The organism is Pseudomonas sp. CFBP 13727 (genome assembly GCF_014841915.1).
Lineage (GTDB): Bacteria > Pseudomonadota > Gammaproteobacteria > Pseudomonadales > Pseudomonadaceae > Aquipseudomonas > Aquipseudomonas baltica.
The window spans coordinates 406,850-426,640 of record NZ_JACYUT010000002.1 but is presented as its reverse complement, the minus strand read 5'-3'; the positions used below and the strand labels follow the sequence as shown (position 1 = coordinate 426,640).

Here is a 19,791-nt window from a genome sequence, read left to right as displayed (position 1 = left end):
GACTAGCCTCCACTGGCGCGCGAGAGGGCGACGAGCAGGTACACGAACAAGCCGATGGCCAGCAGCAGGAACAGGCCGTCCAGAACAGACATGAGCAATATCTCCAGGCACGGCGGGCGCCGCTTGTCGACATTCTCCAAGGCTTGGGCGTAAAGGCGCGAGATCGATACCCAGGCGTCGCCGTAAAGAACGCGTAAAGATCGGTGGGTCACATCCTGCCAAGCGCGGCGCATGGGAACGTCGGGGCCGAACGGCTATCATGGCGGCCTTCCCTGCCCCCTGGAGCCTTCATGCGCCTGTTCCACACCTCCGACTGGCACCTCGGCCAAAGCCTGCACGGTCAGGAGCGCGACTTCGAACACGCAAGCTTCCTGCGCTGGTTGCTGCGCCAGCTCGCCGAGCGCCAACCCGACGTGCTGCTGGTGGCAGGCGATATCTTCGACACGGTCAACCCGCCCGTGCGCGCCCAGGAGCGCTTGTACAACTTCATCGTCAGCGCCCACGAGCAGCAGCCGCAGCTGACCATCGTGATGATCGCCGGCAACCATGACTCGGGTTCGCGCATCGAACTGCCTGGGCCGTTGATGCGCCGCCTGCGCACCCACGCGCTGGGCCGGGTGATGTGGCTCGAGGATGGCCGCCTCGACAGCGAACGGCTGTTGCTGCCGCTGCCCGATGCCAAGGGCGAAGTGCAAGCCTGGTGCCTGGCCCTGCCCTTCCTGCGCCCTGCCGAGGTGACCGGCGCAGCCCTGGGCGAGGATTACCTGCAGGGCATCGCCCGTGTGCACGAAATGCTGATTGCCGCCGCCAATGCCCGACGCTCGTCGGGGCAGGCGCTGATTGCCATCAGCCATGCGCACATGGCCGGCGGTTCGGTGTCGATGGAGTCCGAGCGCAGCCTGGTGATCGGCAGCGCCGAGGCCCTGCCGGCCAGCCTGTTCGATGCCAGCATCAGCTACGTTGCCTTGGGCCATCTGCACAAGCCGCAGAAGGTCAACGGCGAATCGCGCATTCGCTACAGCGGTTCACCCATTCCACTGTCGTTTTCGGAAATCGAATACCCGCATCAGATCCTCGAGATCGAATGCGCTGGCGAGCAACTGATGAGTGTGGAACCGATCCTCATCCCACGCGCCGTCGACCTGCTGCGCATCGGCCCGGCGCCCTTGCCGCAGGTGCGCGAACAGTTACAGCAACTGCCGGACGTGGACCTGTTGGCCGACCTCCTGGGCTACCCCTGGCTGGAAGTGCGAGTGGTACTCGACGAGCCACAACCGGACCTGCGCCAGCACATCGAAACCGCCCTGCAAGGCAAAGCCGTGCGTCTGGTGCGGATCGCCGCCGAGTACGCCGGGCGCGCCAACGCCGACAACGAAGACGTCGGCGTCTTGATCGAACTGGATCAGCTCAGCCCCCACGAACTGTTCAGCCGCGCCTGGCTGGACAGTTATGGCAGCGAGGTGGACGAACAGACCCTGGATGACTTTGCTCGGTTGTTGCAGGAAGTGCAGTTGGAGGGCGAAACCCCATGAAGATCCTGGCCATTCGCCTGAAGAACCTGGCCTCGCTGGCCGGCCCGTTCGAATTGGATTTCACTGCCGAACCACTGGCCAGTGCTGGTCTGTTCGCCATTACTGGCCCCACCGGCGCGGGCAAGAGCACTTTGCTCGATGCCCTGTGCCTGGCCTTGTTCGGCGCCGTGCCGCGCCTGGGCAACGCGTCGCAGAGCGCCAAGGTGCCGGACGCCGATGGCGAGATCGGCAGTTACGACCCGCGCACCTTGTTGCGTCGTGGTACCGGGGCAGGCTACGCGGAAGTGGATTTCCTCGGCGTCGACGGTCGTCGCTATCGCGCGCGCTGGGAAGCCAACCGCGCACGGGACAAACCCGGCGGCAAGTTGCAGAACAGCCGGCAGTCGCTGCGCGACCTGGACAACGACCAGCTACTGGCCAGCCAGAAAGGTGAATACAAGCAACTGCTCGAGGCCCGCCTGGGGCTCAACTTCGAACAGTTCACCCGTGCGGTGATGTTGGCGCAGAGCGAGTTCAGTGCCTTTCTCAAGGCCGATGACAACGAGCGCAGCGAGCTGCTGGAAAAGCTTACCGACACGGCGCTGTACACCCGCCTGGGCAAGCGCGCCTTCGAAAAGAGCCGCGACGCCCGCGAGCAGCTCAAGCACTGGCAGGACCAGGCCACCGGTATCGCGCCACTGGCGGTCGAGGCCCGTACGGCCCTGGACCTGGAGTTCCAGAGCGCCAGCGAGCAACTGCGCCAGCAGCAAGCGCGCCTCAAGGAGGTGGAACGGCAGCAGCAGTGGCACCGCGAAGACCAGCGCCTGACCGACGACTGCCAGGCGGCCCGGCAGCAGGTGGAAGACGCGTCCCAGGCGTGGGAAGCAGGCGCCGAGCAGCGTTTGCAACTGCACATGCTCGAACAACTGGCACCGCAACGCTACCTGTTCGGCCGCGAGCAGGAAGTGCGCACCCAACTCCTGCCCTTGGCCGAACGCATCGAGCTGTCGCGTTCGCGGCAGCAACAGCAAGCGCTGCAGCGCCAGCAACTGGACGAGCAACGCGAACAGGCCGAGCGCACGCTGCAACAGGCGTTGGCGCAACAGGCCGAAGCGCAGCCCCGGTTGCAGCAGGCCTTCGACGAGCAGTCGAACCGGAGCCGATTGCAGGCCGAGCTAGAACCCCTGAGCCCGGCGCTGGCCGAAGCCGAGCGGCAGCTTTCGTCTGGGGCGCAGGCGTTGCTGGGCATGGAGCAGCAACAGGCCGAGACTGGCAAACGCCTGCAGCAGGTCGCCGACGCGCTCGAACGCAGCGCCGAGCTGGCACCGCTGGCCACCACCTGGAACGCCTACCTGCCACGCCTGCAGCACGTGGTGACGCTGAGCAGTCGCCTGCGCCAGGGTCAGACCGAGCTGCCAGACTTGCAGGCGCAGGCACACGCCACACAGACGAGCCTGGAAGCGCATCAAACGGACCTTGCCCGCGTCTTTCAGCATGCCCCGTGCGGCGTCGAGGAGCTGCCTGAGCGCTTGCAGCAACTGACCCAACGTCTGCAACAGCAACGCCTGGCGCTGGGCGGTGTACAGGAACTGGAACGGCTGTGGCAGCGGCGCAACGCTGTCCAGGAACGTCTTGAACAAGGACGCCAGCAGCAGGCCACCTTGCTGGCCCGGCGCGAGCAACTGACCGCCCAGGGGCTGGAGGTCCGCGCGGCCCACGAACAGGCCGAGCAAGCCCTGACGTTGACCCTGCAACTGCTCGAACGCCAGCGCCTGGCGCGCAGCGAAAGCGTCGAACAGTTGCGCGAACGGTTGCAGCCCGAACAGCCCTGCCCGGTCTGCGGCAGTGTCGAACACCCCTATCGCGCTCCCGAGGCGCTGTTGCAGGCGCTATCGGCCCACGATGACGATGAAGAGCAACGCGCGCGCGCTGCGCTGAAGCCGCTGTCCGAACGCCTGATCGAGCTGCGTACCGAAGTCGGCGCGCTGATCGAGCAGCACAAGCAGCTCAAGGCGCAGGAGCAACAATTGCTCGACCAGCCGGATGGCACCGAGTTGACCCGGCATCCGCTCTACCCTGCCCTTGCCGACGCCGAGCAGGCGGATGACTGGCTGCGCGACACCGTGGCCAGCCACACGCGCCTGATCGATGAGGATGAACGGCAGCAGAACAGCCTGCTGGCCTTGCAACAGCAGGCAACCACCTTGCAGCGCGCCGTGGCGCAAGCCGGGGAAACCAGCCAGCAGGCGCGGCAGACGCTGCAGGCGCATCAGGCCCACGTCGACGCCGACCGGCAACGGCTCGACGAAGAGCTGCAGGCGTTGGCCAGCCAGTTGCCCGCCGCTCGCCTGCAGGCCCTGCGCGAGCAACCGGCACAGACGTTCATGGCGCTGGAGCAGAGCATCGGCGAGCGTCTGGCACAGATCGAGCAACGGGACGAGGAACAGGCCGAGTTCGACACCCGCGCGCGCCGCATCGAGCAGGCCCGCAGCGAGCATGCGCGGCACCAAACCGACTGCGAGCAGCAACGCCAGCGGGTCGCGGCACTGTCCACGCACCTGCAGACCTGCGAAGCACGGCTGCACGAATTGCTGGGCGAGCATGCCCAGGCTGCCGCCTGGCAGACGGCCTTGCACGATCAGGTCGAAACGGCGCGCGAGCAGGAACGGCAAGTCGACCGCCAGCAACAGGATCTACGAACCCAGACAGTGCAGACCGCCAGCGCCCTGGAGGCCGACACTCAGCAGCAGACCCAACTGCAGCGAGCCCTGGCCGACGTGCAGCAAGCCCTGCACGCCTGGCGCGAGCAGCGTCCGCAACTGGACGACGATGGGTTGCGGGCACTGCTCGCCATCGATGAACCCCAGGTCGATGCGCTGCGCAGCCGCCTGCATACCACGGAAAGGGCCTTGGAACAGGCGCGCATCCGCCTGCACGAACGCGAACAGCGCCAGCAGGCCCATCGCGCAGAGCTCGACGCGATTGCCAGCGCCGAAGCACTGGACGCACAACACGCCGCCCTGCTGCTGGACGCCGAACGGCAGGAACATCACTGCGCCGAACTGCGCGCCCGGCAGACCGAAGACCAGCGCCGGCACGGTGCCAACCAGGCCCTGCAGACGCAGATTGCCGAGGCCGATGCGCTCTACCAGCGCTGCGCGCGACTGGCGGCGCTGATCGGCTCGGCCGAGGGCGATCGCTTCCGCAAGATTGCCCAGGCCTACAACCTCGACCTGCTGGTGCACCACGCCAACGTGCAACTGCGCCAGCTGGTGCGGCGCTACCGGCTCAAGCGCGGCGGCAGCATGCTCGGGTTACTGGTGCTGGACACGGAAATGGGCGACGAACTGCGCTCGGTGCATTCGTTGTCGGGCGGGGAAACGTTTCTGGTTTCACTGGCATTGGCTTTGGGCCTGGCGTCGATGGCCTCGAGCACACTGCGCATCGAGTCGCTGTTCATCGACGAAGGCTTCGGCAGCCTCGACCCCGAGTCGCTGCAGCTGGCCATGGACACCCTCGACGGCCTGCAGGCGCAGGGACGCAAGGTAGCAGTGATTTCCCACGTGCAGGAGATGCACGAGCGCATTCCGGTGCAGATTCAGGTGCGGCGCCTGGGCAACGGCTTGAGCAGCGTGCAGGTCACCGGCTGAGGCGGCGTTCCCCCGGTTGCGCGCACTGCCGCGCAGCCGGGGGTCAACGGCCGACCATCACCGGGTCAGGAATTTCACGTCCGAGGGGGCATCCTGCGCGAAGCGCTGCACCGTCTCACCCAGCATGCCGGTGCTCGCATCGCGCTTGAGCACGGTGATCTGGTTGCTTTTCTGGTTGGCGATCAACAGGAAGTGGCCGGTAGGGTCGAGGGTGAATTCACGCGGATGATCGCCGTCCACGTCACGACGCTGGATTTCCTCGAGCTGGCCATTGCCGGCTGCAACGCTGAACACCAGCATCTGATTCGCCGTGCCGCGGTTGCTCACATAGAGAAAGCGGCCATCGGCCGACAGGTGCAACGCGCCGCTTGCGCTTTGCTTGCCGGCCGTGCCCAGTTCGAGCAGTTGCTGGCGTACCAGGTTGCCGTCCCTGACGTCGAACATGGCCAGTTGACCGCTCATTTCCAGGGTCAGGTAGGCGTGCTTGCCATCGCGACTGAACAGCAGATGACGCGGGCCACTGCCGTCCGGCAACTGGACCGAGGCCGGTTGCGCTGGCACCAGTGGGCGCTCGGCAGACTCGGGCTGGTAGCGGTACACGTACACCCGGTCGGCGCCCAGGTCGCTGGCATAGACGTAGTTGCCGGAGGGCAGCGATACCACCGAATGCACATGCGGCCCGGCTTGACGCTCGGGATTCACCTGGCTGGCAACGTGCTTGAGCTGTTGCACCACCTCGCTGAGCGTGCCGTTCTCGGCCACCTTGAACACGCTCAGGCTGCCACCTGGGTTGACGTTCACGGCATAGTTGGAAACGAACAGGTAGCGCCCGTCCTGGCTCAGGCTGGAATGGGTTGGCTCATCGCCACGGGTCGCGACTTGGCTGACCTGGTTGAGTTCGTGGGTGTTGCCGTCCACTGTGAAACTGCTGACCTTGCCGACCACCTCTTTCTGCCCGGGGCCGTTTTCGTTGACCACGAACAGGCGCCGCTGGTCCTGGGACAAGGTCAGCCAGGACGGGTTGGAACTCTTGAATGTCTGCTGTGGCTGCGCCTCGATCTGGCCGGTAGCGCTGTCGAAGGCATAGCGGTAGATGCCTTCGCTGGCGCCCTGGGTATAGGTGCCCACCAGCAGGTCGTATTTTTCGGCTGCGCCGGCGTGCAGTGAGGTCAGGACCAAACCGTTGACAAGCATAGATAGCAGAACTCGCTTCATGAAGGTCTCTCCGAGCCTGTTGTGAGTGGCCGATTTTTCGTGGCACCGAGTGTTGTAGCGGCAGCAGGAGCGAACGTGGATCGGACTCTAGAGACCGCCGCGTTCAAGCCTGGGTTTCATCTTCTTCGTCGCGGGCCGAAAACGCGCTGAGGCACGTCAGTTGGTGAGACACGCCGGCCTGGCTGATGACGAAGCTGTTCGGTTCGGCGCCGGGCTGGGCGGCCTGCTGTTCTTGCAGGGTGAACTGCCAGCGCTTGAGTTCGCGGCCGTCCATGCACTGGATGTGCAGGGTGTGCTCCTCGTCGAAGGAAAAATCGAAGGCGTGCAGGGTGTCGATCAGCAGCATGTCGCAGGTTTGCAGCGCGATAGGCAGGCTCATGGTCGGATCTCCGGGGGTGATATCCGACCATGATAACCGCGATGCGCGCCTCTGGCCTGCTCGCCAGTACGCGCCTACAGGATGCCCACGCTGCCCGGTGCGAATGCGGCCTCGGCCTGGCCGACGCTGTTCACCAAAGGGGCGCCGAAGGCGGGTAGGCTGATTTCGAACTGGTCACCCAGCTGGGTGACGACGCCGTCGGCGAACGACAGCGTGGCGGTGCCGAAGAAATGCACATGCACGTCGCCAGGATTGAGAAACTGCGCGTACTTGAAATGGTGGTACTCGAGGTTGTCGAAGCTGTGGCACATGTTCGCTTCGCCACTGAGGAATTCCTTCTCCCAGATCACCTCGCCAGCCCGGCGGATACGGCTGGTGCCGACAAGGTGCTCGGGCAGCTCACCCACGCGCAGCTCGGGGCCGTAGCTGCAGCTGCGCAGCTTGGAATGGGCGAGGTAAAGGTAGTTCTTGCGCTCCATCACGTGGTCGGAGAACTCATTGCCCAGGGCGAACCCCACGCGATACGGCCGTCGATCCGGGCCGATCACGTACAGCCCACCCAGCTCGGGCTCTTCGCCGGCGTCCTCGGCAAACGGCGGGACCGGGAATGCCTGGCCGGGCCGCACGACAATGCTGCCATCGCCTTTGTAGAACCACTCCGGCTGCACGCCAGGCCGGCCTGCAGCAGGCTTGCCGCCCTCCACGCCCCACTGGAACACTTTCATGCTGTCGGTGACGGCGGCGTCACCGCTTTGCTGGTGCATCTTGTCGCGGGTGGCGGCGCTGCCCAGGTGGGTCAGGCCGGTGCCGGTCACCAGCATATGGGCCGGGTCGGGGTGATCCAGAGGCGCGAGAACGCGACCCTGTTCGAGCAGCTGCGCGTAGTCATGCTGTTCACCCAGGCCACACCCGTCCACCGCCTGGGCCAGGCCGTGGCCTGCGGCAATGGCGTTCATGGCCAGCTCGCGGACACTGTGGGCGCCGCGCACTTCGTGCACGCGGTCGCCATCGACCAACCCCACCCGACGTTGCCCGTCTTTCAATTCGAATTGCACCAGATGCATGATCGCTTCCTCTTGCTGAATTCAGGTACGGGCGCTGGCGGCGAACGCATCGGCCGGCAGCACGTGGCGGCGCTCCAGGAGCTGGTAGACCACTGCGGTCAGCAGTAGCCCGAACACCATCACGCCGCTGAGAAAATACAGGCCGCTGGCCAGGTTGCCGGTGTACTCCTTGAGTGCGCCGATCACGAACGGCCCGATGTAGCCGCCCAGGTTGCCCACCGAGTTGATCAGGGCAATGCCCGCCGCCGCACTGGCACCGGCGAAGAAGCGGCCCGGCAGGGTCCAGAACACCGCCGTGCAGGAGAACAGGCTGAACGCTACCAGGCACAAAGCCGCCAGCTGCGCCGCCGGCACACTCAGCCAGGCGCTTAGGAACAGGCCGACAGCGCCCAGCACGTACAGCACGGCCAGGTGACCGTAGCGGTCGTTGAGGCGATCGGAACTGCGCGGGATGAGCAACAGACCGACGATGCCGAATACATAAGGCACCGACGACACGAAACCGGTGGTCAGGTCACTGCCGCCGAACTGTTTGATCAGGGTCGGCAACCACAGGCCCAGGCCATAGATGCTCAAGGTGACCGGCAGGTAGAACAGCGCCAGCAGCAACACGCGAAAATCCTTGAGCGCGTGCAGTGGGTTGCCATGCCGGGTCTGCCCATAGGCCTGCAGGTCCTTCTCGAGTTCGCTGGCCAGCCAGTTCTTTTCCTCCTGGTTCATCCATTTGACCTGCTGCGGGCCGTCGGGCAGCCAGCGCAGCACCGGCCAGGTGAGCAGGATGGCCGGGGTGCCGATGACGATGAACAGCCATTGCCAGCCATGCAGGCCCAGTACGCCGTCCATGCCCAGCAGCGCACCGGACACTGGCCCGGTGATCATCATGGCGATGGGCTGGGACAGGATGAACAGGCCGAGGATCTTGCCGCGATGACGGACCGGAAACCACTGCGTGATGTAGTACAGCACGCCGGGGAAGAAGCCCGCTTCGGCAGCGCCCAGCAGAAAGCGCATGACATAGAAGCTGTGCGGCCCCTGCACGAAGGCCATGCCGATGGTGATGGCGCCCCAGGTGATCATGATGCGCGCGAACCAGCGGCGTGCGCCGAAGCGTTCGAGCATCAGGTTGCTGGGAATCTCCAGGAGGAAGTAGCCGATGAAGAACAAGCCGGCACCCAGGCCGTAGGCCGCATCGCCGATGCCCACGTCTGCGCCCATGTGCAGCTTGGCGAAGCCCACTGCGGAGCGATCCACGTAGGCGATCAGGTACAGCAGAATCAGGAACGGAATCAATTTGAAGGTGATGCGGCGTATAAGCCCCAATTCCTGGCTCATGGGATCGATCTCCACTTTCTTGTTCTTATGGTCGTTGACGTGCGACGGCTGTACGGACACTCGCCGGTGTCTCGCTGAAACCTGCAGCCCTCATTGAAATCGACTTTATAGTATTACTATTTACCGCACAAGCTCTTCCAATCGTCGTTTCAATGGCCTATTTTTAGGGCATACACAAAAACAAGTCTTACAATAAGAGAGCCACCATGCCTGATAACAAAACGCCCCTGCGCTCGGCCCAATGGTTCGGTACGGCAGACAAGAACGGCTTCATGTACCGCAGCTGGATGAAGAACCAAGGCATCGCCGACCACCAGTTCAACGGCAAGCCGATCATCGGCATCTGCAACACCTGGTCCGAGCTGACGCCGTGCAACGCCCACTTCCGTACCATCGCCGAACACGTCAAGCGGGGCGTGATCGAAGCCGGTGGTTTTCCGGTGGAATTCCCGGTGTTCTCCAATGGCGAGTCCAACCTGCGGCCCACGGCGATGCTGACCCGCAACCTGGCGAGCATGGACGTCGAGGAAGCCATTCGCGGCAACCCGATCGACGGCGTGGTGCTGCTCACCGGCTGCGACAAGACCACCCCTGCCCTGCTGATGGGCGCGGCGAGCTGCGACGTACCGGCCATCGTGGTCACGGGCGGGCCGATGCTCAACGGCAAGCACAAGGGCCGCGACATCGGTGCCGGCACCATCGTCTGGCAGATGCATGAGTCGTACAAGGCCGGCCAGATCAGCCTGGACGAATTTCTCTCCGCCGAAGCCGGCATGTCGCGCTCGGCCGGTACCTGCAACACCATGGGCACGGCCTCCACCATGGCCTGCATGGCCGAGGCACTGGGCACCTCGCTGCCGCACAATGCGGCCATTCCGGCGGTGGATTCGCGCCGCTACGTGCTGGCGCACATGTCCGGCATGCGGGCGGTGGCGATGGTCCGCGAAGACTTGCGCCTGTCCAAGATCCTGACTAAAGAGGCGTTCGAAAACGCCATCCGCGTGAATGCGGCCATTGGCGGATCGACCAATGCGGTGATCCATCTCAAGGCGATTGCCGGGCGTATCGGCGTCGAGCTGGAGCTCGACGACTGGACCCGGATCGGCCGTGGCACGCCGACCCTGGTGGACCTGCAGCCCTCCGGGCGCTTCCTGATGGAAGAGTTCTACTATGCCGGCGGCCTGCCAGCCGTGCTGCGACGCCTGGGTGAAAACGGCCTGATTCCTCATCCAGACGCCTTGACGGTCAACGGTCAGTCACTGTGGCAGAACGTGCAGCATTCGCCGATCTATGGCGAGGACGAGGTGATCCGCGCCATCGACAATCCATTGGTGGCCGACGGCGGAATCTGCGTGTTACGCGGTAACCTGGCGCCGCTGGGGGCAGTGCTCAAGCCCTCGGCCGCGACCCCGGCGCTGATGACCCATCGCGGCCGCGCGGTGGTGTTCGAAAACTTCGACATGTACAAGGCACGCATCAACGATCCGGACCTGGACGTGGACGCCAGCTCCATCCTGGTCATGAAGAACTGTGGACCCAAGGGTTATCCAGGCATGGCCGAGGTCGGCAACATGGGCCTGCCGGCCAAGCTGCTGGCACAGGGAGTGACCGATATGGTGCGCATTTCGGATGCGCGCATGAGCGGCACGGCCTACGGCACGGTGGTGCTGCACGTGGCGCCGGAAGCGGCCGCCGGGGGCCCGCTGGCAGTGGTTCGCGAGGGTGATTTCATCGAGCTGGACTGCGCCAGCGGACGGTTGCACCTGGACATCTCCGACAGCGAGCTGCAGGCCCGCCTGGCCGACTGGCAGGCACCGGCGCAATCGTTGCTGGTGGGCGGCTATCGGCAGCTGTACATCGACCACGTGATGCAGGCAGACCAGGGCTGTGATTTCGATTTCCTGGTCGGCTGCAGGGGGTCCGAGGTGCCGCGGCATTCGCATTGACCCCCCCGCCCCGCCGGCCTGTAGGAGCGGCCAGTGGCCGCGAAAAGAGCACCGCGGTGTGACAGGTATACCGTGGTGAATTTTTCGCGGCCGATGACCGCTCCTACGGAATAGGCGGTGATTGGGCATAAAAAAACCCGACTCCAGGTCGGGTTTTTGCATCGCAGTCAAGCAGGCCGGAAGCTTACTTGGCGCGACCTTTGTACGAACCGCCTTCACGGGTGTCGATCTCGATCATGTCGCCGATCTCGATGAAGTCCGCAACGCTCAGCTCGGTACCGTTCTTCAGTTTGGCAGGCTTCATCACCTTGCCCGAAGTGTCGCCGCGAGCGGAACCTTCGGTGTAGTCGACCTGGCGCACGATGGTGGTCGGCAGCTCGACGCTGACTAGACGCTCTTCGAAGAACACGGCTTCGCAGACGTCGGTCATGCCTTCTTCCACGAATGGCAGAACGGCCTCGATGTCTTCGGCGTTCAGTTCGTACATGGTGTAGTCGGTGGTATCCATGAACGTGTAGCTGTCACCGCTGATGAACGACAGGGTCGCTTCCTTGCGGTCCAGGATCACGTCGTCCAGCTTGTCGTCGGCACTGTAGACGGTTTCGGTCTTGTAGCCGGTCAGCAGGTTCTTCAGCTTGGTCTTCATGATCGCGCTGTTACGGCCCGACTTGGTGAATTCAGCTTTCTGAACCAACCAAGGGTCGTTGTCGATACGGATCACGGTACCGGGTTTCAGTTCTTTACCAGTTTTCATTACGAATATCCGAATTTGGATGGTGATTTACAAAAATCTAGGCCGCGTATCATAGCCAATTTCGGTAAAACTGCACCAGCGTCGTTGCAAGATCAGGCTGAGTGGCCTGTGTGGCGCACCATTGCCGCGCGTGCGCGACCAGTTCCGGCCAGTGCCGAATGGCCTCGCGCCATGCCGGGCCGATGTCGGCGCCCTCCACGCTCTGGTTCCAGGCCCGCCACAGCCCGCGCAACGCGGCATAGGCTGCGGGCGAGAGGCCCTGGCCGTAGCGATCGAGAAACGCCTCGAGTTTTTCCCAGTGCGCGTATTCCTCCTGGACATAGATATGCCAGACCATCGGTGCGGCCGCCCACTGGGCGCGAACGAACGAGTCCTCACCGCGCACGGCATTGAAATCGCAGCACCACAGCAGCCGGTCGTATTCGCTCTGACGGACGAACGGCAGCACCTGCACCTTCAGGCTGCCCCGTTGTACCTGGCTGCCGACGTCCAGCGATGCCTCGCCCAACCATTGGCGCACGTCGGCCAGCACTCGGCCTTCGGGGACCAGCAGGTGGTTGCTGCGCGTGTCATCGGCCAGGGCATCCAGCCACGACCCCAGCCCGCTGTGCTCATAGGCGAACAGCGACAACAGGCGGGCGCCCGGTTCGGGCTCGACACCCAGCCCGGCCAGAAACCTCTGCCGCGCTGCGGGATCGGCTTCGAAGGCCTCGCGGTGCTCGACCAGGCAGGCTTCGCGCAGCAAACCTCCGGTACCGGTGGTGAAGCCGGGAAAGAAGAAGAACTTGCGCAGCCCGCCCGGCTGCGGCGACGGCAAGCCGTGGCAGCCATCGACCCAGGTTTCGGCGCTGAGGTAATCAAGGTTCAACCACAACGGGGACCGGCTGCGCGCTGCCATGGCGTCGACGTATTCAGGCGGCAGCTTGCAGGCGAAAGCACCTACCACCACATCAGCAACCTCGGTGGCCTGCCATTCGCCGCGCCAATGGCGGACTTCCACGCCGTCATGCCACTGCTGCGGCTGTTCGGCGCTGGCGGCAGGCCACAGACGGGCGAATGGCACCAAATCGTCGACCCACAGGCGCACCTGCATACCGTGTTCGACCTGCAGTTGGCGGGCCAGGCGCCAGGTGATGCCGATGTCGCCGTAGTTGTCCACGACCGTGCAGAAAATGTCCCAGGTGGCCTTCATGGCTGACTCCAACGCAAACGTTTACACAAAGCCGGCTATTGTCCGCATAAACGTCCGCGCACAGAAGCACTAAAGGCGGTTCGTGCGACAATTGCCCGCTCGTTCCCACCGTCAGTCCAACCATGAACAAACCTGCCCTGTTGCAAGCCATCATCGAACGCCTGACCGTTGATCTGGACGTGGCTCAGCGTGCCGCGCAGACGGCCTATGAAACCGCCACCCATGAAGAGAACGTGGCCGAGAACAAGTACGACACGCTCGGGTTGGAGGCGTCCTACCTGGCCACCGGGCAAGCGCGGCGCATGGAAGAGATTCGCCACGGGTTGGCGAAATTCCGTGCACTGCAGTTGCGTGATCTTCAGGCAGGGATCGAACTGGGCGCACTGGTGGCGCTGGATTCGGAAAGCGGTGTGCGCCAGTGGTTTTTCCTGGGGCCCGATGCGGCGGGGTTGAAGCTGGATTTCGAAGGCTGCCCGGTCATGGTCATCACCCCGCGCTCGCCCTTGGGGCAAAGCCTGTTGGGCAAGAGCGTGGATGATGAGGTCAGCATGGCGGGCAATGTTCAGGTCATTGCCCAGGTGATTTGACGCCCGGCGCAAGTAGACACACCGCGTGAACCGTTGACGCGGCTTGCCTGGTACACCGCGTGCAACATTGACGCTGCGATCCCCTGTAGCAGCGGCGCAAGCCGCGTCCGGCCTCAACGCGGATTGTCTGATACACCGCATGCGCCGCCGACGCGGCTCGCGCCGCTGCTACAGGGATGGTGCAAGCCGCCTCTGTGTGCAACGCGGTTTGTTTGGCACACCGCGTGCAACATTGACGCTGCGATCCCCTGTAGCAGCGGCGCAAGCCGCGTCCGGCCTCGGCGCGGATTGTCTGATACACCGCATGCGCCGCCGACGCGGCTCGCGCCGCTGCTACAGGGATGGTGCAAGCCGCCTCTGTGTGCAACGCGGTTTGTTTGGCACACCGCGTGCAACATTGACGCTGCGATCCCCTGTAGCAGCGGCGCAAGCCGCGTCCGGCCTCGGCGCGGTTTGCCGGGTACACGGCGAGTGCCATGCACGCGGCGTGGGGGTTACTTCTTGTCGGGCAGCGCGTACGCGATCACGTAGTCACCGCGATCCGGCGACTGGCGCGCACCACCCGCGGTGATGACCACGTACTGCTTGCCCGTCTTGGGCGAAACGAAGGTCATCGGGCCGCCCTGGCTGCCAACCGGCAGACGAGCCTTCCAGGCCTCTTCGCCGGTGGCCGAGTTGAACGCACGCAGGTAGTAATCCTGGGTACCGGCAATGAACACCAGGCCGCCCTGGGTCGACAGCGTGCCGCCCAGCGTCGGCATGCCGATTGGAAGCGGCAGGTGCATTTTCACCCCCATCGGCCCGGTATCTTCCACGGTCCCCACTGGCACCTGCCAGGCAACTTTCTGGGTCTTCATGTCGATTGCGGTCAAGGTACCGAACGGCGGCGCCTGGCACGGAATGCCGGCGATGGATAGGAAGCGGTTCTTGTTCACCGCATACGGCGTGCCCTTGAGCGGTACCGCGCCCATGCCGGTGTTGAGCGCTTCGCCACCCGAAGACGCCTTGGCATCCTTCTGCTGAGGCACCATCTGTACCCACAGGCCCAGACGCATGTCATTCACGAAGATGAAGCCATGCACCGGATCGGTCGACAGGCTGCCCCAGTTCATCCCACCCAGAGACCCCGGGAAGCTGAGCGACACATCGGTACCCGGCGCGGTGTACAGACCCTCATAGCGCATTTTCTTGAACGAGATCCGGCACAGCATCTGGTCGAACGGAGTCGCACCCCACATGTCCGACTCGGTCAGGTGTTGCGCGCCGATCTGCGGCATGCCCACCGACAACGGCTGGGTCTTGGCATAGGGTTCGCCAGGAATGTCCGAGCCCTTGACTGGAATGTCCTGCACGGCCGTCAGCGGTTGACCGGTCGCGCGGTCCAGCACATAGATCTGCCCCGCCTTGGTGCCGATCACCACTGCCGGCACACTGCTGCCGTCAGGCTTGGGGAAGTCCATCAGGGTTGGCTGCATGGGCAGGTCGAAGTCCCAGAGGTCGTTGCGTACGGTCTGGTAGACCCACTTCTCTTCACCGGTGGTCGCGTTCAACGCCAGGATCGAAGCACCGTAGCGGTGATTCAGCGGCGTGCGCTCGACACCGTAGATATCGGTCGACGAACTGCCCATGGGCAGGAACACGGTGTTCATCTTCGGATCGTACGACATCGGTGCCCAACTGTTGGGCGTGCTGCGCACATAGGTGTTGTCGCCGGTCGGCGCCTGCTTGTCCTCGGGGTTGCCCGGATCGAACGCCCAGCGCATTTCGCCAGTGACCACATCGAAACCGCGGATCACACCGCCCGGCATGTCCGCCTGGACGTTGTCGGCGACACGACCACCGACCACTACCGTGGTACCGGCCATCAACGGCGCGGAGGACAACTGATAGTAGGAATCCGGGACATTCCCCAGACCCGCTTTCAGGTCCACCTGGCCCTTGTTGCCGAAACCTTCACAGAACTCGCCCGTGTCGGCATCCACGGCAATCAGGCGGGCATCGATGGTGTTGGTCAACAAGCGACGCTGGCAATTGGCACCCGGCGCGACCGCAACGGCCTTGACCGGCGTATTGCCTTCGCTCGACTCCACCACCGCACTGCTGGCGTCGAAGTAGGCCAGGCCGCGGCAACGCTGCCAGACCGCAGCCTGAGCATTGATCTGGTTTTTCCAAAGCTCTTTGCCAGTGTCGGCGTTCAGCGCAATGATGTTGTTGTGCGGAGTGCAGATGAACACCTTGTCACCCACCTGCAGCGGTGTGGCCTGGTCTTCCGCTCCGTTGCCGTTGCTGATGGCGACGTCACCGGTGTGGTAGGTCCAGGCTGGAACCAGGCTGGCGACGTTGTCGCGATTGATCTGGTCGAGAGCGGCGAAGCGGTTGCCGCCTTCGTCGTTGCCGTAATGGGCCCAGTCCTTCTGCGCACTGGCAGGGGTGACCTGGGTCAGGCCTGGGCCTTCCCCAGTCGGGGCGACCGAGGCATGCGGCACGAACATGCCGGCGGCGCCAGCCACGACGGCCACTGCCAGCAGCGCGCCTAGCGCATAGCCGGCGCGACCGCCGCTAAGCCCGTTGGCGCGACGCAAGGTGGGATACGCCAATGCCACGACCAGACTCAGCACACCCAGCGCGAACAGGCGGGAAATCTGCGGCCAGAAGTTGAGCCCGGCGTCGACCAGCGCCCAGATCACCGACAGCACCATGACCGCTGCGAACAGCCATGCGCCGAGCAGGCGCGACTTGAACAGGGCAATGGCGGCGACGGTCATGCCCAGGCCGGCCAGCAGGAAATACCAACTGCCGCCCAGGGTGGCCAGGTAGCCACCGCCAGCCAGGTAGAGCAGTCCGAATACGAGTACGCCCAAGGCAGCGACCCAGATGGGCCAGCGGCGCACCGCTGGTGAAGGTTGAGGCTTAGTCATGTTGCATGATCCTGTTGACGCATGAACGTTTCTGGAAGGTTGAGCAAAGTGTAGGCAAGCCATCGCGACACGCTGGTCGGGACGATGCTCGTGACGAACTTTCACGACCTGCACGGCTTCCCGATCAGGTTCCAAAGAGGAACGACGGGCGCCGTCACAGCATTAACTAATTAGTTAGTTACGCAACGATATCAAAAAAAACCGACAGCTGCGACAAATCGCCCCGGCGTGGATGGGTGAAACACTGTTGCGCCGATTGTAACGCTGCCTGGGTTTTCCTCAGCGGCACCTGGCCTTAAGGCACATCCTTGAAGAACGCATGGCCGCCGAGTACTAGCGTACGCGTCGCGCCAGCGGCCCAGGCTGGCGGTGGGGACAGGCGCAACGCATGGTAATGCGTGGCACCGTCGGTGGGGTCCGCCGTACGGCCAGCAATGACCTGCTCGGCCACCACCAGGGCCTGCGCCCATTGCGCCTGCGGAATGGGACGAGCGCCGCTGAGGTAGGGGTAGTTGGGGTCACCAGGGTTCCAGCAACTGAACTGCCAGGATTTGTGACACACGCCGATGTAGCCCTCGCCCCACCACGACCGGGGATTGGCATCATGCACACGGTTGCGGATGACCCACGCCACCGCGATCTGCCCTGCAATGCCTTCGCCACGGGCTTCACCCCATAGCGTTCGCGCAACGACGTCGTGTACCTGCTGAATGTGTGTCATGGTGATCTCTGCGTGTGAATGGCCGTAGCGGCAGGACTGGACGACAACCTCGCGGCTGTCCCGGCTGCTCGCCCAGCGCGGCCAGATTGCTGAGCTGCACGGGGGTTTGCCAGCCGGTAACGATTCCCCACCTGCCAAGCCGCGGCTGCAGTTTCCCGTGCCAAAGGTCGATGCCAAAGCCTTGAGAATTGGTGGCAGTGGCTTTACAAATGTCATCGCCATGCCCGGTCCGTCGCCCCGCGCCGACCTGCCCTCGATCGACCATCCCATCACGGAGTCCCATTGCCGATGCACGCACCCGACGACGACCTGGACACCGGTGCCCACACCTCCGGCTGGGGACTGAGCCGTCTGCACGCCGCGACATCGGTCAGGTGGGTGGCCAAGCTGTTGTCATGGGTGGCCCTGCTTACCGGTGCCACGGCGCTCTGCGAATATGTGCTTGGCCAGCCATTGCTGGGCTATCTCTTTGCGGGCCTGATGGGCATGTCGCCGTTGACGGCCATGGCGCTTTGCGGTCTGGCGCTGTCCAGCCTCCTGGGACGTCGCGCACGCCCCAGCTGGTTGCTCGCCGGCCTGGCTTCGAGCATCGCATTCGCCTTGCTGGGCGCACACCTGTTGCTTGGTGCCGACGTCTTGAGCCCGACGGTGAACGCCTGGTTGTTTCCGCCTTCGGAGCTCTTCGTCGGTAGCGTTTCGCCGGCCACGGCGAGCTGCCTGGCTTTGCTGGGCGTGGCCCGCATGGCTCAGTTGGCTGGCCGCCACAAAGCCTGCGATGTGCTTGCCCTGCTCGCCTTCGGCCTGGCCGGCATCGGCCTGCTGGGCTATGCCTACGGCGTCAAGGATTTGTACTCGGTGCTGCTGTTCAATGCCATGGCGGTCCACACCGCTGCAGCGCTGGCCTGCCTGGCTGTTTCAACGATGCTTTTTCAGGCCGATCAGGGTTGGCTGAACGTGGTCACGCTGAGCAACCGTGCAGGCGCAGTCACCCGTCGGCAATTGCTGCTCACGGCCATCCTGCCAGTGATCGGCTGGCTGTTGCTGTCGGCCATCAACGCCCGCGCCATCGGTGCGCCCGCCGCCCTGGCCCTGGTGGTGGCGACGGTATTTCTGCCGCTGGTCATCCTGATCATCAAGGACGGCCGGGTCACGGCGCGCCTGGACCTGCAACGGCAGAAGCAGCGTCGCCTGGAAACCACCATCAGGCAGCGTCTGGAACTGGAGCTGGATCAGAAGCGCGCCGAACTGGAACAGGAGTCGGCGCAACGCATCGTCGCCGAACAGGTGATGAACCGCGCCCAACGCCTGGATGCAATCGGACAACTGACGGGCGGTATCGCCCATGATTTCAACAACCTGCTGATGGGTATTTCAGGCAACCTCGAGCTGCTGCATCGCCACGTCGAGAGCGATCCCAAGGCCTCGAAGTACGTGACTCGGGCGACGCTGTCCACGGAAAAGGGCATTCGCCTGACCGGGCAGCTGCTAGCGTTCTCGCGTACGCAACGGCTGAACGTATCGGCAGTCAGCCTTGCCGACACCGTCACTGCGGCCTTCGAACTGGTTGGCAACGCGCTGGGCCCCGACATCAATATCGACATGCAGACGCCCGACCGCAGCCTGTTCGTCAGCACCGACCCCCTGCAATTGGAAATGGCCATACTCAACCTCGCCCTGAACGCCAGGGACGCGATGCCCGACGGCGGCTGGTTCACCGTCAAATGCTCGCCGACCGCTCCGCCGGGTACACCGCCCAGCGTATCGATCCGGGTCAGCGACAGTGGTACCGGCATGTCCGCGGAAGTGCTGGCCAAGGCGTGCGAGCCGTTCTTCACCACCAAGGAATCGGGCCGCGGCACCGGGCTGGGCCTGGCGCAGGTCTACGGCCTGTGCCGTCAATGTGGCGGCGACCTGAAGATCACCAGTGAGCCGGGCCAAGGCTCGACCTTCGAGCTGGTGCTGCCAATGGCCGAGCGTCCGCGCGCGAACTCGATCGGCCCACAGCCGACCAGCGTCGCGGCGCCGCTCGCCCCTCTCGCTCTGCCGGTGCTGGTGGTCGACGATGACGATGCAGTGCGCACGGTACTGGTCGACGACCTGCGTGGACGCGGCTATGAAGTGCTCGAGGCCGATCGTGGTGGCAAGGCCCTGGCAATACTGGGCAACACGCGCTGCGCCGCAGCCGTCATCGACTTCCTGATGCCGGAGATGAATGGCGCCGAGCTAGCGCGCAAGGCACGCCAGCTCGTCCCCCAGCTACCGATCATCTTCATCAGTGGCTATGCCGACACCCTTGCACTGGATGCCATCGACGGTGCGGTGGTGCTGCGCAAACCGTTCGAACTCGACGAGCTGGACCGACTGGTCAGAGAGTTGGCCGGCGCGCCAGGGCCGAACACCTGACGGTGGTGGGCGCCTGGCCGATTTGTGCTCCGCAAAAATGCGCCTGAAAGGACTGCCTAAGCGCCCATTTCAAAAAAATCGGAACCTTCCGCCAAACAGGGCGACCTAAACACAGCGTA

Annotated in this window: 14 protein-coding genes; 5 read left to right on the top strand and 9 right to left on the bottom strand. The window is 64.2% G+C overall.

The window, feature by feature from the left end; genetic code table 11:
• Window positions 1-2: 2 nt before the first annotated feature.
• Entirely contained in the window at window positions 3-92 is a 90-nt protein-coding gene (locus IFT76_RS09450) for a K(+)-transporting ATPase subunit F (protein ID WP_192058090.1), read from the bottom strand.
• A gap of 198 nt (window positions 93-290) precedes the next feature.
• Here IFT76_RS09450 and IFT76_RS09445 point away from each other — a divergent pair, with 198 nt between their 5' ends.
• Together IFT76_RS09445 and IFT76_RS09440 are read left to right on the top strand one after the other, a co-directional pair.
• Complete coding sequence (locus IFT76_RS09445) at window positions 291-1,532, top strand: exonuclease SbcCD subunit D C-terminal domain-containing protein (protein ID WP_192058088.1); 1,242 nt, start codon at window positions 291-293, stop codon at window positions 1,530-1,532.
• Window positions 1,529-5,161 carry an AAA family ATPase gene (locus IFT76_RS09440; RefSeq protein ID WP_192058086.1) on the top strand — a complete coding sequence of 1,211 codons (3,633 nt, stop codon included), beginning with the start codon at window positions 1,529-1,531 and terminating at the stop codon, window positions 5,159-5,161. The genes IFT76_RS09445 and IFT76_RS09440 overlap by 4 nt, the downstream gene beginning before the upstream one ends.
• Window positions 5,162-5,218: 57 nt before the next feature.
• Here IFT76_RS09440 and IFT76_RS09435 read toward each other — a convergent pair whose 3' ends face one another.
• The 4 genes from IFT76_RS09435 to IFT76_RS09420 all read right to left on the bottom strand — a co-directional run bounded on the left by IFT76_RS09435 (window position 5,219) and on the right by IFT76_RS09420 (window position 9,151).
• A complete protein-coding gene (locus IFT76_RS09435) occupies window positions 5,219-6,376 on the bottom strand; it encodes a lactonase family protein (RefSeq protein WP_192058085.1) in 1,158 nt (385 codons plus the stop codon).
• Window positions 6,377-6,479: 103 nt separating this feature from the next.
• Complete coding sequence (locus IFT76_RS09430; RefSeq protein ID WP_122476122.1) at window positions 6,480-6,755, bottom strand: DUF5629 family protein; 276 nt, start codon at window positions 6,753-6,755, stop codon at window positions 6,480-6,482.
• 74 nt (window positions 6,756-6,829) lie between these two features.
• Window positions 6,830-7,819, bottom strand: a complete 990-nt coding sequence (gene araD1 / locus IFT76_RS09425; protein ID WP_192058083.1) for an AraD1 family protein — start codon at window positions 7,817-7,819, stop codon at window positions 6,830-6,832.
• 21 nt (window positions 7,820-7,840) lie between these two features.
• The gene (locus IFT76_RS09420) at window positions 7,841-9,151 is read right to left on the bottom strand and encodes an MFS transporter (RefSeq protein ID WP_192058081.1); all 1,311 of its coding nucleotides are present in this window, start codon (window positions 9,149-9,151) and stop codon (window positions 7,841-7,843) included.
• Between the two features lie 206 nt (window positions 9,152-9,357).
• Between IFT76_RS09420 and IFT76_RS09415 the strand changes: the two genes are divergently transcribed.
• Window positions 9,358-11,097, top strand: a complete 1,740-nt coding sequence (locus IFT76_RS09415; protein WP_192058079.1) for an IlvD/Edd family dehydratase — start codon at window positions 9,358-9,360, stop codon at window positions 11,095-11,097.
• A 184-nt stretch (window positions 11,098-11,281) separates the two neighbouring features.
• On the opposite strand, the gene IFT76_RS09410 is transcribed toward IFT76_RS09415, so the two are convergent.
• The gene (locus IFT76_RS09410; RefSeq protein WP_049858924.1) at window positions 11,282-11,851 is read right to left on the bottom strand and encodes an elongation factor P; all 570 of its coding nucleotides are present in this window, start codon (window positions 11,849-11,851) and stop codon (window positions 11,282-11,284) included.
• A 49-nt stretch (window positions 11,852-11,900) separates the two neighbouring features.
• Complete coding sequence (gene earP / locus IFT76_RS09405; RefSeq protein ID WP_192058077.1) at window positions 11,901-13,043, bottom strand: elongation factor P maturation arginine rhamnosyltransferase EarP; 1,143 nt, start codon at window positions 13,041-13,043, stop codon at window positions 11,901-11,903.
• A gap of 122 nt (window positions 13,044-13,165) precedes the next feature.
• On the opposite strand from earP, the gene IFT76_RS09400 reads away from it, so the two are divergent.
• Window positions 13,166-13,630 carry a GreA/GreB family elongation factor gene (locus tag IFT76_RS09400; RefSeq protein WP_122476129.1) on the top strand — a complete coding sequence of 155 codons (465 nt, stop codon included), beginning with the start codon at window positions 13,166-13,168 and terminating at the stop codon, window positions 13,628-13,630.
• Between the two features lie 494 nt (window positions 13,631-14,124).
• Here the strand turns inward: IFT76_RS09400 and IFT76_RS09395 are convergent, their stop codons facing one another.
• Window positions 14,125-16,548: a glucose/quinate/shikimate family membrane-bound PQQ-dependent dehydrogenase gene (locus tag IFT76_RS09395; RefSeq protein ID WP_192058075.1), complete on the bottom strand. Its 2,424-nt coding sequence runs from the start codon at window positions 16,546-16,548 to the stop codon at window positions 14,125-14,127.
• Between the two features lie 295 nt (window positions 16,549-16,843).
• Window positions 16,844-17,269 (bottom strand): cell wall hydrolase, encoded by a 426-nt coding sequence (locus tag IFT76_RS09390; RefSeq protein ID WP_192058074.1) that lies wholly within the window; start codon window positions 17,267-17,269, stop codon window positions 16,844-16,846.
• A 288-nt stretch (window positions 17,270-17,557) separates the two neighbouring features.
• Here IFT76_RS09390 and IFT76_RS09385 point away from each other — a divergent pair, with 288 nt between their 5' ends.
• Entirely contained in the window at window positions 17,558-19,672 is a 2,115-nt protein-coding gene (locus tag IFT76_RS09385; RefSeq protein ID WP_192058071.1) for an ATP-binding protein, read from the top strand.
• The last annotated feature ends 119 nt before the right edge of the window (window positions 19,673-19,791 follow it).